Origin of the sequence: Saccharopolyspora sp. ID03-671 (assembly GCF_045278815.1) — a bacterium.
Lineage (GTDB): Bacteria > Actinomycetota > Actinomycetes > Mycobacteriales > Pseudonocardiaceae > Saccharopolyspora > Saccharopolyspora ipomoeae.
Genome location: NZ_CP134054.1, coordinates 5,751,366 through 5,763,533, shown reverse-complemented (window position 1 = coordinate 5,763,533; position 12,168 = coordinate 5,751,366). Strand labels below are relative to the sequence as shown.

Below are 12,168 nucleotides of genomic sequence, written 5' to 3'. Positions count from 1 at the left end.
CCCTTCGGCAAATCGGGGAGGGTGTTTCAGTCGGCGAGTGCCGCGAGGTCGTCGATGACCTTGTCGACGACGGCCGCGGGCCCCAGTTCGTCGGTGGCGACCTCCACGGCCGCGACCGAGCGGTAGATCGGCAGCCGCTCGTCGAGCAGCGCCTTGAAGGTGGCGCGCGGGTTGACCCCGGCCAGCAGCGGGCGCGCGCTGGAGAGCCCCACGCGGCGGGCGCCTTCGGCCAGCCCGACCGACAGGAACACCACCGGGTGCCCGGCCAGCCGCTTGCGGGTCAGCTCGGAGAGCACCGCTCCCCCACCGACCGCCAGAACGCCGTCGTGCTCGCTCAGCGCGGCGTCGACGGCCTGCTCCTCCAGGGCGCGGAAGGCGGGTTCGCCGTCGTTGGCGAAGATGTCGGAGATCTCCCGGCCGGTGCTCGACACGACGTCGGCGTCGGTGTCGCGGAACCCGACACCGAGGCGCTCTGCCAGCATCCGGCCGATGGTGGTCTTGCCCGCGCCGGGCGGGCCGATCACGATCGCGCGCGGCGCCATCACCGCACCTGCCGCTTCTCCGCGCGCTCCCGCAGCGAGGCCAGGTAGCCCTCGACGTTGCGGCGGGTCTCCGGCAGCGAGTCGCCGCCGAACTTCTCCAGCGCGGCCTCGGCCAGGACCAGCGCCACCATCGTCTCGGCGACCACCGCGGCGCGCGGCACGGCGGTGATGTCGGAGCGCTGGTGCATGGCCTGCGCGGGCTCGCCGGTCTCCATGTCGACCGTGGCCAGCGCGCGCGGCAGGCTGGAGATGGGCTTCTTGGCGGCGCGCACGATCAGCGGCTCGCCGTTGGTGATGCCGCCTTCGAGACCACCGGCGCGGTTGCTGGCGCGGCGGACCCAGTTGACGCCCTGGTCGGGGTAGATCTCGTCGTGCGCGGCGCTGCCCCGGCGGTGGGCGTTGGCGAAGCCCTCGCCGATCTCCACGCCCTTGACCGCCTGGATGCTCATCAGCGCGCCCGCCAGGCGGGCGTCGAGCTTGCGGTCCCAGTGCACGTGCGAGCCGATGCCCGGGGGCAGGTTGTAGGCGATGACCTCGACGACGCCGCCGAGGGTGTCGCCGTCCTTCTTGGCCGCGTCGACCTCGGCCATCATCCGCTCGGTGGCGTCGTCGCCGAAGGCGCGGACCGGGTTCTCGTCGATGGCGCCCAGGTCGTCCGGGCCGGGCAGCGTCTCGCCGGTGGCGTCCACGCCGCCGAGGCTGACCACGTGGCTAACGATCTCGACGCCGAGCAGCTGCCGCAGGAACTGGCGGGCGACGGTGCCGACGGCCACGCGCGCGGCGGTCTCGCGGGCGCTGGCGCGCTCCAGGACCGGGCGGGCCTCGTCGAAGCCGTACTTCTGCATGCCGGCGATGTCGGCGTGGCCGGGGCGCGGGCGGGTCAGCGGCTCGTTGCGGGCCAGCCCGGCCAGCACGTCCTCGTCGACCGGGTCGGCGGCCATGACCTGTTCCCACTTGGGCCACTCGGTGTTGCCGATGCGCACCGCGATCGGGCCGCCCTGGGTGCGACCGTGGCGGACACCGCCGATGATCTCCAGCTCGTCGGACTCGAAGTTCATCCGCGGGCTGCGGCCGAAGCCGAGCTTGCGGCGCTCCAGCTGGGTCGCGATCTCGGTCGAGGTCACCTCGACCCCGGCCACCATGCCTTCCAGCACCGCGACGAGGGCGGGGCCGTGCGATTCTCCAGCGGTCATCCAGCGCAACACGACTTAGATCCTGCCACGCTCTGCCCTGGGGGAACCCGGCCGGGTGGGTCAGGGCCAGCCCAGCGTCACCAGCCAGGACGGCAGCAGCAGCGCCGGACCGTGCGCGACGGCCCGAGTTCGCCGCGACAGCACCCCGACCAGCGTCAGCACCGCCGCCGCGACCATCACCGCGAGGACGGACTGGACCGATACGGAACCGACGACCATCCCGAGGACTCCTGCGAGCTTGACATCGCCGGCCCCCATCGACGTCGGCGCCACGAGCCGGATCACCCAATACGTCCCCGCCGAACAGCCCGAGCCCGGCCACCGAACCGAGCACGACACCCGGCCGGTGCGCGGCGGCCAGGCCCAGCAGCACGGCGACGACGGGATAGGCCGGGAGCGTCAGCACATCGGGAAGCCGGTGGACCCGCAGGTCACAGGCCCCGAGCAGAACTCCGCCCCAGCCCACGAGCAGCGACAGCGGTATCCACCACCACGGCGGCTCGCGGAGCGCGGTCACCACCCACGCGCACGCGACCGCGGCCTCGCACCAGCCCGCCCTCACCAGCGCTCCGCGCGGAAGCCTCCCGAGCCACCTACGGCCGCCCCGACCGGCGAGAACCCCCGCCACGCCCAAGAACAACGCACTCACCCCGAGCACGCTGCCCCAACCCCCACCTCGGGCGCGGGATCTGCCGGGTGGAGGGGGCGTGTTGGGAGCCCTTCCGGGCAGCGGGACAGTTTTAGCCATAACTGTCCGGGCAAAACGGACATTGATCATGGGTGATTATGGCTAAAACTGTCCTCGGTCTCACGCTCCGAGGGTGAAGAGGTGATCCCCGGCGAGGACCTGGGTGTCCTCGCGGAGGTCCGCGAGGGACTCCGCCGGGGCCTCCAGTGCCACGACGGGGCAGATCGAGGCGTAGCCCTGCGACTCGATCTCCGTCGGGTTCCAGGTGATGATCTTCTGCCCGGCCTCGACCGCGTCGCCCTTGGCGACGTGCAGCGTGAAGCCCTCGCCCTTGAGCTTGACCGTGTCGATGCCCAGGTGCACCAGCACCGCACCGCCGTCGTCCGCCGCGACCACGAACGCGTGCGGGTGCAGCGTCACGACCTTGCCCGCGACCGGGGCGACCGCGTCGCCCTCGCCGCCGGAGGGCTTGACCGCCAGGCCCGGCCCCACCATCGCCTGCGAGAACACCGGGTCCGGGACGTCGCTGAGCGCCGTGGTGAGACCCGCGACCGGGCTGCCGACCTCGGTGCTCACATCAGGTCCTCGATGTCGCCGGCCAGCGTGTCCGCCTCCGGTCCGACCACGACCTGCACGACCTCGCCCTGCAGCATCACGCCGTGCGCGCCGGCGGCCTTGAGGCCCGCCTCGTCGACCTTCGAGCCGTCCTCGACCTCGCAGCGCAGCCGCGTGATGCACGGCTCGATCTCGACGATGTTGTCCCCGCCGCCCAGCGCGGAGAGGATCGCCTGGGCCTTGTCCTGAGCCACCACGTGCTCCCTTCGTGCTTCCGCCGCCGCGGTTCGACCACCGCGACGCGACGATCTTGCGCCACGTGATGTCGATGCGGCAACGAAAACCGAGCCGTGTTGACACCTGATCGCATGACGGCGCATTCTTCGCAACCAACTGGTTTAGACCGGACAGTACCAACGAACGGTCCCGGTTCTCATCCGAACCGGCGGCGAGTTCACGTCAGGGTGACACGGCAGGAGGCGGCATGGGGGAAGAACCGAGTTCTCTCCAGCGCACCCCCGCTCTGCCCGACGGACCGATGCCCAAGCACGCGCAACTCCGGGAGATCCTGCGCGAGCTGGCCGGTGACGAGCTCCCGCACGGCGCCGCGCTCCCTTCGGAGCGCGACCTGGCGGTGCGCTACGGCGTGTCCCGGCTGACCGTGCGCGAAGCCATCGGCCAGCTGGTCACCGAGGGCCTGCTGGTGCGGGTGCGCGGCAAGGGCACCTTCACGGCGCGCCCGCGCATCGACTGGCAGGTGCACCTGGCCTCGTTCACCGAGGACATGCGCCGCCGCGGCATGCACCCGGAGACCGTGCTGCTCGACGCCGCCGAAGCCGTCCCGCCACCCGCCACCGCGCGAGCCCTCGGTCTCGGCCCGGACGAACCGGCGCACTGGCTGTTCCGGCTGCGCAAGGCCGACGGGATGCCGATGGCGGTCGAGCGCGGCTGGTACCACCCGCAGGCCGTGCCCGACCTGCTCGACCAGGACCTCACCGATTCGCTCTACACGCTGCTGGCCCGGCGCTACGGGCTGCGGCTGGAGTCGGGCACGCAAACCGTGCTCGCCGACGACGCCGACGCCGAGACCGCCCGGCTGCTGGGGCTCCGCCCCGGCGGGTCGGTGCTGGTGTTCCGGCGGATCTCCACCGCGCGCGGACGCCCGGTGGAGGACATGACCTCCTGGTACCGAGGCGATCGATATCAGGTGACCATGCAGCTCGACCGCGATCCGGGCGAGTAGCAGGCGAGAACCAGACGAATGGGCACCACCGCGCAACTCGTTTTGCCATGATCTTCCGAACCCCAGGTTGACCAACCCCAGCCCGGTGAACCAAGCAGGAGGTAACCGATGAGTTCCAGCGCCGCCAAGGCGAAGCGGAGCAACAGAGGGCTCGCGCAACTCCAGCGCATCGGCCGCAGCCTCATGCTGCCGATCGCGGTGCTGCCGGCCGCCGCGCTGCTGCAGCGGCTCGGCCAGGACGACCTGCTCGGCACCGAGGGCCTGGGCGCGTCGCTGACCTGGCTGCAGCCGGTCGCCGGCGTCATCGGCGCCGCCGGTGGCGCCCTGTTCGACTACCTCCCGCTGCTGTTCGCGATCGGTGTGGCGATCGGGTTCGCCAAGAAGGCCGACGGGTCGACGGCGCTGTCCGGCGCGGTCGGCTACCTGGTGCTGCACGGCGTGCTCACCGAGATCGCCGGCACCGAGGACGGCACCTCGTTCAACAAGAGCCCTTACGGCGTGCTCGGCGGCATCGTCGCCGGTCTCGTCGCGGCCTGGCTGTGGCAGCGCTACCACCGCATCAAGCTGCCGGACTACCTGGGCTTCTTCGGCGGCAGGCGGTTCGTGCCGATCGTGACCGCGGTGTCGATGCTGGTCGTCGGCGTGGTCATGGGCCTGCTGTTCCCGCTGTTCGACGCGCTGCTGACCGCCTTCTCCGACGCGGTCACCCAGCAGGCGGTCATCGGCGGTGGTCTCTACGGCCTGATTAACCGGCTGCTGCTGCCGTTCGGCCTGCACCACATCCCGAACAACGTGGTGTGGTTCCTCTTCGGCGACTACAACGGCGTCAAGGGCGACATCAACCGGTTCTTCGAGCACGACCCGACGGCCGGCACCTTCATGACCGGCTTCTTCCCGATCTTCATGTTCGCCCTGCCCGCCGCGGCCCTGGCGATCTGGCACTCGGCCAAGCCGGAGCAGCGCAAGGTCGTCGGCGGCGTGATGCTCTCGGTCGCGCTGACCTCGTTCCTGACCGGTGTCACCGAGCCGCTGGAGTTCTCGTTCATCTTCGTCGCGTGGCCGCTGCTGCTGATCCACGCGGTGCTCACCGGGACCTCGATGGCGCTGGTCAACGCGCTGGACATCCACTCCGGCTTCGGTTTCTCGGCCGGTGCCATCGACTACGTGCTCAACTTCGGCATCTCGAAGGGCTCGATCTGGCTGGTCCCGATCGGCCTGGCCTACGCGGTCATCTACTACGTGGTGTTCCGGTTCGTGATCACCAAGTGGAACCTGCGCACCCCGGGTCGCGAGGAGGACGACAGCGCCTCGGTCGATGCGGATAATGCCGGTGGGGACGCGCCGGCCCCGGAGAAGAAGTGAGGCGGCGCGGGTCGGTTCCCGCCCCCGATGGAGGAGAGACATGTCTGAACGACGGGTCACCGTGGCGAGCAAGGTCGGGATCCACGCTCGTCCCGCTGCTCTGCTGGCCAAGACCGCCGCTGCTCAGCCGGTGGCGATCACCATCCGCAAGGAGGGCAGCGCGCCCGTCGAGGCGGGCAGCATCCTCGGGCTGATGACCCTGGGCGCCTCCCACGGCGACGAGGTCATCCTCGCCGCCGAGGGCGAGGGCGCGGAAGCCGCCCTCGACGAGGTCGCCAAGCTCGTGGCGACCGACATGGACTGACACCTCGCACTGCGACGACGGCGGCGCTTCCCCCCCCGGGAGGCGCCGCCGTTGCCGTGCGGCGACGTTGCGCGGGGACGGTTCTGGCCGGGATCGCCCGGGAGATCAGGGGCGAAATCCCGGGCGATTCCGGCCAAAACCGTCCGCTACAGGGGGAGGGAGTGCCCGGTCGCCTCCGCCAGGGCGTCGCGCATCGCCGTGCGGGGAGCGGGTTCGCCGGTGAAGTGCTCGACCTGACCGAACGCCTGGTGCAGCAGCATGTCCAGGCCGGTGGCCAGGCGGCCGCCGGTGACGCGGACGGCTTCGGCCAGCGGCGTCGGCCAGGGGTGGTAGACGACGTCCAGCACGCACGGCGCCTTCGCCAGGTCCGCCGCGTGCGGATCCACCGCTCCCGCCGGGAGCGTCGAGACGACCACGTCGTGGGCGGTCGCGGCGTCGGCGAGGTTGATCGAGTCGAGCCGCTCGACCCGGACCCGCAGGCCGATCCGCTCCGCCGCCTCCAGCGCCTCGGCCGCCCGCGCGGGCTCGCGCACCGCCAAGGTCGCCTCCGACAGCCCGAGGTCGGCGAACGCCGCCAGCGTCGCCACCGCCGTTCCGCCCGCGCCGAGGATCAGCCCGGCGCGCCCGTCGGCGAACCCGCCCGCGACGCGCAGCGCCCCGACGACGCCGTCCACATCGGTGCAGTCGGCGAACCAGCCGCCGTCGGCGCGGTGCACCAGCGTGTTCGCCGCGCCCACCGCCTCGGCCCGCGCGGCGACCTCGTCGGCGACGCGCAGAGCCGCGCGCTTGCCCGGCATCGTCACCGACAACCCGACCCACTCCGGGCCCAGCTCGCCGACGAAGGTCACGAGCCGCTCGGCGTCCGCCTCGACGCGCTCGTAGGTCCAGGGCAGACCCAGCGCGTCGTAGGCGGCGCCGTGCAGGACCGGGGACAGCGAGTGCTCGACCGGTCGGCCGAGCACGGCTGCCCGCCGCTGATCAGAACGCGCCACGAGCCTGCGCTTCCTTGATGTAGGCGTCGTGCTGCTCCTGGTTCTCGGCGAAGCACGACGTGCCGTCCGGGTAGCACTTCACGAAGTAGCGCCACTCGCCCGGTGCCGGGCGCTCCGCCGCCTGCAGCGCCTCCTTGCTGAACGCCGAGATCGGCGTCGGCGGCAGCCCGTAGTTCAGGTAGGTGTTGTACGGGCCGGGGCGCTGCCGGTCGGCGCTGTTGGTCAGCAGCGTCGGCTTGTCCAGCGGGTAGTTGATCGTCGAGTCCAGGCCCAGCTTCATCGCGGGCTGGCCGAGCCGGTTCTCGATGACCCGGGCGACCCGCGGGAAGTCCTTGGCCAGGCCCTCGCTCTGCGTCAGCGACGCGATGATCATGACCTCGTACGGCGAGTGCCCGGTGCTCTCCGCCAGCTTCGGCAGGCCCGCGACCTCCAGCTGCGCCGCCGACTTGGTGACCACGTCGCGCAGCACGTTCTCCGCGGACTCGCCCGGCTTGACGTCGTAGATGCCCGGCATGATCAGGCCTTCCAGGCGACGCCGCGGCTCAGCCTTCGACGCGTCCGCCACGGCCCACTCCGGCACGCCCAGCGACGCCAGGTCCGCGGTCTCGGCGGCCCGGTGCATCTCCTCGGACGTCGTGCACTTCTCGTTCTTGTTCGTGCACGTCGCCTCGGCGAGCCTGGTCAGGATGCCCGGCGTGTTGCCGCCGTTGGGCGCGGCCTGGTCCTCCAGCCGCATGCCGCCGCGGATGTCGACCCGGCCCACCTTGGCGTCGTCGGACAGGATGTGGCTGACCGCCGCCTGCCCCGACATCTTGTTGCGCATCAGGTAGTAGCCGGGCTGGATCGAGTTGATCCGCTTGTTCTCGGCCGACGCCGCGGTGAAGGCCTTGGTGCTGGCCACCACGTCCTTCTCGGACAGGGTCTTGCCGATGTCGCCGACGGTGTCGCCGGAGGCGACCTCGATGACGACGCTGCCGGTGCCCTCGCCGTCGTAGTCCTCGTAGGAGCCGATCTGCATGATCTGCATGGCTCCGTAGCCGACACCACCGCCGACCAGCAGCAGGACGAACAGCCCGGCCAGGGCGGTCACCCACCGGCGCCGCTTGCGGCGGCGGAAGCGGTCGGGATCGTGTCGCCGCCGCCGGTGTTCCCCGGGCTCGTCCGCGAACAGTCCGAGATCGTCGGTCACGGGAGTTCCTCTCGTGTCTTGGTCCCCCGGCCGTCCAGATATGCCTGCAAGATCTCCACCGCAGCCGCCTGGTCCACGACGGCGCGCTGCTTCTTCCCCCGCACGCCGCGTTTCGACAGCTTCCGGCTGGCCGTCACGGTGGTCAACCGCTCGTCGTGAAATCGCACCGGCACCGGCGCGACCTTCTCGACCAGCGCCGCCCCGTAGGCCTGCGCGATCTCCGCGGCGGAACCGTGGTGGCCTGCCAACGTCTTGGGCAGGCCGATCACGACCTCCACCACGTCGTGCTCGGAGACGAGTTCGGCGATCTTCGCGAGATCGCTGCCGCCCTCCTCGTCCCTCCGCAACGTCTCCAACGGGGTCGCCAGCATCGGTGCGGGATCGCTCAACGCGACACCCACCCGGACCGCGCCGACGTCGACACCGAGCCGACGTCCCGGGCCGGGATCCGCCTGCCGGTGCTCGTTCACCCGCCAGCCACCACCTGGTCGACGCCGGTGCGCAGGGCACCGATCGCCGCGGTGATCCCCGCCGGGTTCGAGCCGCCGCCCTGAGCCATGTCCGGCTTGCCGCCGCCGCGTCCGCCGACCTCCGCGGCGAAGCTGGGCACCAGCTTGCCCGCCGCGATCCCCTGGTCGCGGGCCGCGTCGTTGACGCCGACCACGAAGCTCACCTTGCCCTCGTCGGCGGAGAACAGCGCCACCACCGACGGGCGCGAACCCAGGCGGCCGCGGATCTCCCCGGCCAGCGCGCGCAGCGCGTTGCCGTCCACGCCGTCCGGGACCTGCTCGGCCACCAGCGTCACGCCGTGCACGTCGACGCCCTTGTCGGCGAGCTCGCCCGCCGAGTTGAGCACCTGCGAGATGCGCAGCTGCGCCAGCTCCTTCTCGGCGTTGCGCAGTCGCGACACTACGCCCTGGATGCGCTCGGGCAGCTCGTCGGCGGGCACCTTGAACTGCTCGGCGAGCTGGTTGACCAGCAGGTGCTCCTTGCTGATGTGGCGCATCGCGTCCATGCCGACCAGCGCCTCGACGCGGTGCACGCCCGACCCCACCGAGGAGTCCGAGACCAGCTTGACCACGCCGAGCCGACCGATGCGCGGCACGTGCGTGCCACCGCAGAGCTCGCGGGAGTAGTCGCCCATGTCGACCACCCGTACCTGATCGCCGTACTTTTCGCCGAACAGCGCCATCGCCCCGAGCTCCATCGCCCGGTCCATGCTGGTCGTGTAGGCGTTGACCTCGACGTCGGTCTGCAGGTAGTCGTTGACCTCCTCCTCGACCCCGGCCAGCACGTCCGGCGACACCGCCGACGGGACGGTGAAGTCGAAGCGCATCCGGCCCGGCGAGTTCAGCGAACCGGCCTGCGCGGCGCGCTTGCCGTAGGCGCTGCGCACCGCGGCGTGCACCAGGTGCGTCGCGGAGTGGGAGCGCTCGATGGCCTGGCGGCGGTTCGCGTCGACGGCGGCCTCCAGCGTGGTGTCCACGCCCAGCTCGCCCTCCAGGACCTTCGCGCGGTGCACGAACAGGCCCGGCACGCTGCGCTGCACGTCGTGGACCTCGACGGCCACGCCCGGGCCGACCAGCTTGCCGGTGTCGGCGATCTGGCCACCGCCCTCGGCGTAGAACGGGGTGCGGTCGAGCACCAGCTCGACCTCGGTCCCGGCCGAGGCGCGGGGCGCGGGCTGTCCGTCGACGAGCAGGCCCAGCACGCGGCTGTGCGCCTGCAGGTCGGTGTAGCCGATGAACTCGGTGGTGCCGTGCTGGTCGAGCAGCGTCCGGTAGGTCGACAGGTCGCCGTGGCCGGTCTTGCGGGCCTTGGCGTCGGCCTTCGCGCGGCTGCGCTGCTCGGCCATCAGGTCCCGGAAGCCCTGCTCGTCGACCGACAGGCCCTGCTCGGAGGCCATCTCCAAGGTCAGGTCGATCGGGAAGCCGTAGGTGTCGTGCAGCTGGAACGCCTTGTCCCCGGCCAGGGTCTTGCCGCCGGACTTCTTCAGGTCGGTGACGGCCAGGTCGAAGATCTTCGAACCGGCGGTCAGCGTCGACAGGAAGGCGTCCTCCTCGTTGCGCATCACCGAGTCGATGCGGTCGAACTCGGTGACCAGCTCGGGGTAGCTCGGCGACATCGCGTCGCGCACGACCTTCGCGAACTCGCCCAGCACCGGCTCCTGCACGCCCAGCAGGCGGGTCGAGCGCACGATGCGGCGCAGCAGGCGGCGCAGCACGTAGCCGCGGGCCTCGTTGCCGGGGGTGACGCCGTCGCCGATGAGCATCACGCCGGAGCGGGCGTGGTCGGCGATGACGCGGAACCGCACGTCGTCCTCGTGGGTGGCGCCGTAGCGGCGGCCGGAGAGCTCCTCGGCCTTCGCGATCACCGGCCGGACCAGGTCGGTCTCGTAGACGTTCTCCACGCCCTGCAGCAGGCAGGCCACGCGCTCGACGCCCATGCCGGTGTCGATGTTCTTGGTGGGCAGCTCGCCGATCGGCGGGTGACCGTCCTTCGGCGGCAGCTCACCCCTGATGTCCTGCATGAACACCAGGTTCCAGATCTCGATGTAGCGGTCCTCGTCGACGACCGGACCGCCCTCCGCGCCGTACTCGGGACCGCGGTCGTAGTAGATCTCCGAGCAGGGACCGCCGGGACCGGGCACGCCCATGTCCCAGTAGTTGTCCTTGGCGTCGCGGGTCTGGATGCGCTCGGCCGGGATCCCGCAGACCTTCTGCCACAGACCGGCGGCCTCGTCGTCCTTCTCGAAGACCGTCACCCACAGCCGCTCCGGGTCGATGCCGTAGCCGCCGTCCGCCTCCGACTTGGTCAGCAGCTCCCACGCGTTCTGCATGGCGCCCTCTTTGAAGTAATCGCCGAAGGAGAAGTTGCCGGCCATCTGGAAGAACGTGTTGTGCCGGGTGGTCTTGCCGACCTCGTCGATGTCACCGGTGCGCACGCACTTCTGGATGCTCGTCGCCCGCGGGTACGGGGCCGGTGCCTCGCCCAGGAAGTAGGGCTTGAACTGGACCATGCCCGCGTTGACGAACAGCAGCGTCGGGTCGTCGAGGATCAGCGACGCGCTGGGCACGACCGTGTGGCCGCGGCCCTTGAAGTGCTCGGTGAACCGGTGGTTGATCTCGTGGGTCTGCACTGGGAGTCCTTGGGAAGGTCGGTCACGGACACGGCTGTCGGTGTCGGCGGGCGGCGGCGGCGCGAAGCAGGCGCCAGCGTCAGCGGCCCGCCCGGCGAGCTCGCCGCTCGGCGTCGCTCTCGGCCGCTATCCGGCGGACCTGGCTCGCTTCCGCGACCACATCCTGCAGCTCGTCTTCCCGCTCCTGCATCCCGGCGCGCACGTCGGCCCCGAACGAGCCCACGGCTCCGGCCAGTTCCCGCATCGCGCCGCCGATCTGCTCGGCCGCGCCGGTGGGGGTCGCCTTGCGCGCGGTCTCGTTGACCTTGCGGGTCAGCGCGACTCCGGCTGCGATGCCCGCGCCGAACCAGAAAAGGCGCCTCACTTGCGCACCCCTTTGTTCTTGCGGCGGAAGTGCCGTCCGGTCGGTTCCTGCTTGCGCTTGCGGCGGGCCTTCAGCGCCTTGCTGACGCCGTAGGAGAACGCCGCCGTCTTCACCAACGGACCACCCAGTGTAGCCGTGAACAGCGAGGACAACGCCGAGACGTTGCCGCTGATGGTCTTGGCGTTGGAGGTGATGCCGTCCACGCGCTCCAGCTGCGTGTTGACGTGCGTGATGGTGGTGTTCGCGCCGGTGAAGATCGGGTCGCTGTTCTCCTGCGCCTTCTTGATCGCGGTGCTCGCCTCGTCCAAGGTCTTGCCGAGCTTGATCAGCGGCACCGCCAGCAGCAGGACCAGCAGCACGAACGCTCCGGCGACGATCAGCGCGGCGATCTGCGTGGGCGTCACGTGCCCTCCCGTTTGTCCACGTCATGTCCCTGTCGAACCGGACGAACGCCCGGTTCGTTGATCGTGCGCCAGGTTACCGGTGTGCGCAGCGGCCACAAGCACCCGGTCCGCCGGGTCGAACCGCAGGTGCGGGCGTTTTCGGCACGTCCCGGAGCGGGCTCGGCGAGGAGGTATCGATGCGGTGACCGGTTGA

General features: G+C 71.0%; 14 protein-coding genes. 3 read left to right on the top strand and 11 right to left on the bottom strand.

The genetic code is table 11. From position 1 onward, the window contains the following. Nucleotides 1-26 precede the first annotated feature (26 nt). The 5 genes from REH65_RS26655 to REH65_RS26635 form a co-directional block, all read right to left on the bottom strand. A complete protein-coding gene (locus tag REH65_RS26655) occupies nucleotides 27-542 on the bottom strand; it encodes a shikimate kinase (protein ID WP_406689594.1) in 516 nt (171 codons plus the stop codon). After that, nucleotides 542-1,747 (bottom strand): chorismate synthase, encoded by a 1,206-nt coding sequence (gene aroC, locus REH65_RS26650; RefSeq protein ID WP_281453800.1) that lies wholly within the window; start codon nucleotides 1,745-1,747, stop codon nucleotides 542-544. Before aroC ends, REH65_RS26655 begins: the two co-directional genes overlap by 1 nt. 48 nt (nucleotides 1,748-1,795) lie before the next feature. Further along, nucleotides 1,796-2,020: a hypothetical protein gene (locus REH65_RS26645; protein ID WP_406689593.1), complete on the bottom strand. Its 225-nt coding sequence runs from the start codon at nucleotides 2,018-2,020 to the stop codon at nucleotides 1,796-1,798. Between the two features lie 523 nt (nucleotides 2,021-2,543). Next, on the bottom strand, nucleotides 2,544-2,999 hold the full coding sequence (locus tag REH65_RS26640) for a PTS glucose transporter subunit IIA (RefSeq protein ID WP_406689592.1): 456 nt from the start codon (nucleotides 2,997-2,999) through the stop codon (nucleotides 2,544-2,546). Further along, complete coding sequence (locus tag REH65_RS26635; protein ID WP_281453803.1) at nucleotides 2,996-3,358, bottom strand: glucose PTS transporter subunit EIIB; 363 nt, start codon at nucleotides 3,356-3,358, stop codon at nucleotides 2,996-2,998. The genes REH65_RS26640 and REH65_RS26635 overlap by 4 nt, the downstream gene beginning before the upstream one ends. A 104-nt stretch (nucleotides 3,359-3,462) precedes the next feature. Between REH65_RS26635 and REH65_RS26630 the strand changes: the two genes are divergently transcribed. The 3 genes from REH65_RS26630 (at nucleotide 3,463) to REH65_RS26620 (ending at nucleotide 5,887) form a co-directional block, all read left to right on the top strand. Continuing rightward, entirely contained in the window at nucleotides 3,463-4,221 is a 759-nt protein-coding gene (locus REH65_RS26630) for a GntR family transcriptional regulator (RefSeq protein ID WP_406689591.1), read from the top strand. 108 nt (nucleotides 4,222-4,329) lie between these two features. Beyond that, complete coding sequence (locus tag REH65_RS26625) at nucleotides 4,330-5,583, top strand: PTS transporter subunit EIIC (RefSeq protein ID WP_406689590.1); 1,254 nt, start codon at nucleotides 4,330-4,332, stop codon at nucleotides 5,581-5,583. 40 nt (nucleotides 5,584-5,623) lie between these two features. Further along, nucleotides 5,624-5,887 (top strand): HPr family phosphocarrier protein, encoded by a 264-nt coding sequence (locus tag REH65_RS26620; protein WP_281453806.1) that lies wholly within the window; start codon nucleotides 5,624-5,626, stop codon nucleotides 5,885-5,887. Nucleotides 5,888-6,033: 146 nt separating this feature from the next. On the opposite strand, the gene REH65_RS26615 is transcribed toward REH65_RS26620, so the two are convergent. The 6 genes from REH65_RS26615 to REH65_RS26590 form a co-directional block, all read right to left on the bottom strand. Further along, the gene (locus tag REH65_RS26615; protein ID WP_406689589.1) at nucleotides 6,034-6,879 is read right to left on the bottom strand and encodes a shikimate dehydrogenase; all 846 of its coding nucleotides are present in this window, start codon (nucleotides 6,877-6,879) and stop codon (nucleotides 6,034-6,036) included. After that, the gene (gene mltG, locus REH65_RS26610; RefSeq protein WP_406689588.1) at nucleotides 6,866-8,068 is read right to left on the bottom strand and encodes an endolytic transglycosylase MltG; all 1,203 of its coding nucleotides are present in this window, start codon (nucleotides 8,066-8,068) and stop codon (nucleotides 6,866-6,868) included. Before mltG ends, REH65_RS26615 begins: the two co-directional genes overlap by 14 nt. Beyond that, nucleotides 8,065-8,538 carry a Holliday junction resolvase RuvX gene (gene ruvX, locus REH65_RS26605; protein WP_406689587.1) on the bottom strand — a complete coding sequence of 158 codons (474 nt, stop codon included), beginning with the start codon at nucleotides 8,536-8,538 and terminating at the stop codon, nucleotides 8,065-8,067. Before ruvX ends, mltG begins: the two co-directional genes overlap by 4 nt. Then, entirely contained in the window at nucleotides 8,535-11,207 is a 2,673-nt protein-coding gene (gene alaS / locus REH65_RS26600) for an alanine--tRNA ligase (protein ID WP_406689586.1), read from the bottom strand. The genes ruvX and alaS overlap by 4 nt, the downstream gene beginning before the upstream one ends. A gap of 79 nt (nucleotides 11,208-11,286) precedes the next feature. After that, nucleotides 11,287-11,571, bottom strand: a complete 285-nt coding sequence (locus REH65_RS26595; protein WP_281453811.1) for a hypothetical protein — start codon at nucleotides 11,569-11,571, stop codon at nucleotides 11,287-11,289. Next, entirely contained in the window at nucleotides 11,568-11,975 is a 408-nt protein-coding gene (locus REH65_RS26590) for a DUF948 domain-containing protein (protein ID WP_093423596.1), read from the bottom strand. The genes REH65_RS26595 and REH65_RS26590 overlap by 4 nt, the downstream gene beginning before the upstream one ends. Between the last annotated feature and the right edge of the window lie 193 nt (nucleotides 11,976-12,168).

What these genes read in the sequence shown, in the direction of transcription:
- REH65_RS26630 (WP_406689591.1), top strand. Translation starts at nt 3,463, where the DNA reads ATGGGGGAAGAACCGAGTTCTCTCCAGCGCACCCCCGCTCTGCCCGAC.
- REH65_RS26625 (WP_406689590.1), top strand. Translation starts at nt 4,330, where the DNA reads ATGAGTTCCAGCGCCGCCAAGGCGAAGCGGAGCAACAGAGGGCTCGCG.
- REH65_RS26620 (WP_281453806.1), top strand. Translation starts at nt 5,624, where the DNA reads ATGTCTGAACGACGGGTCACCGTGGCGAGCAAGGTCGGGATCCACGCT.
- REH65_RS26655 (WP_406689594.1), bottom strand. Translation starts at nt 542, where the DNA reads ATGGCGCCGCGCGCGATCGTGATCGGCCCGCCCGGCGCGGGCAAGACC.
- REH65_RS26635 (WP_281453803.1), bottom strand. Translation starts at nt 3,358, where the DNA reads ATGCGCCGTCATGCGATCAGGTGTCAACACGGCTCGGTTTTCGTTGCC.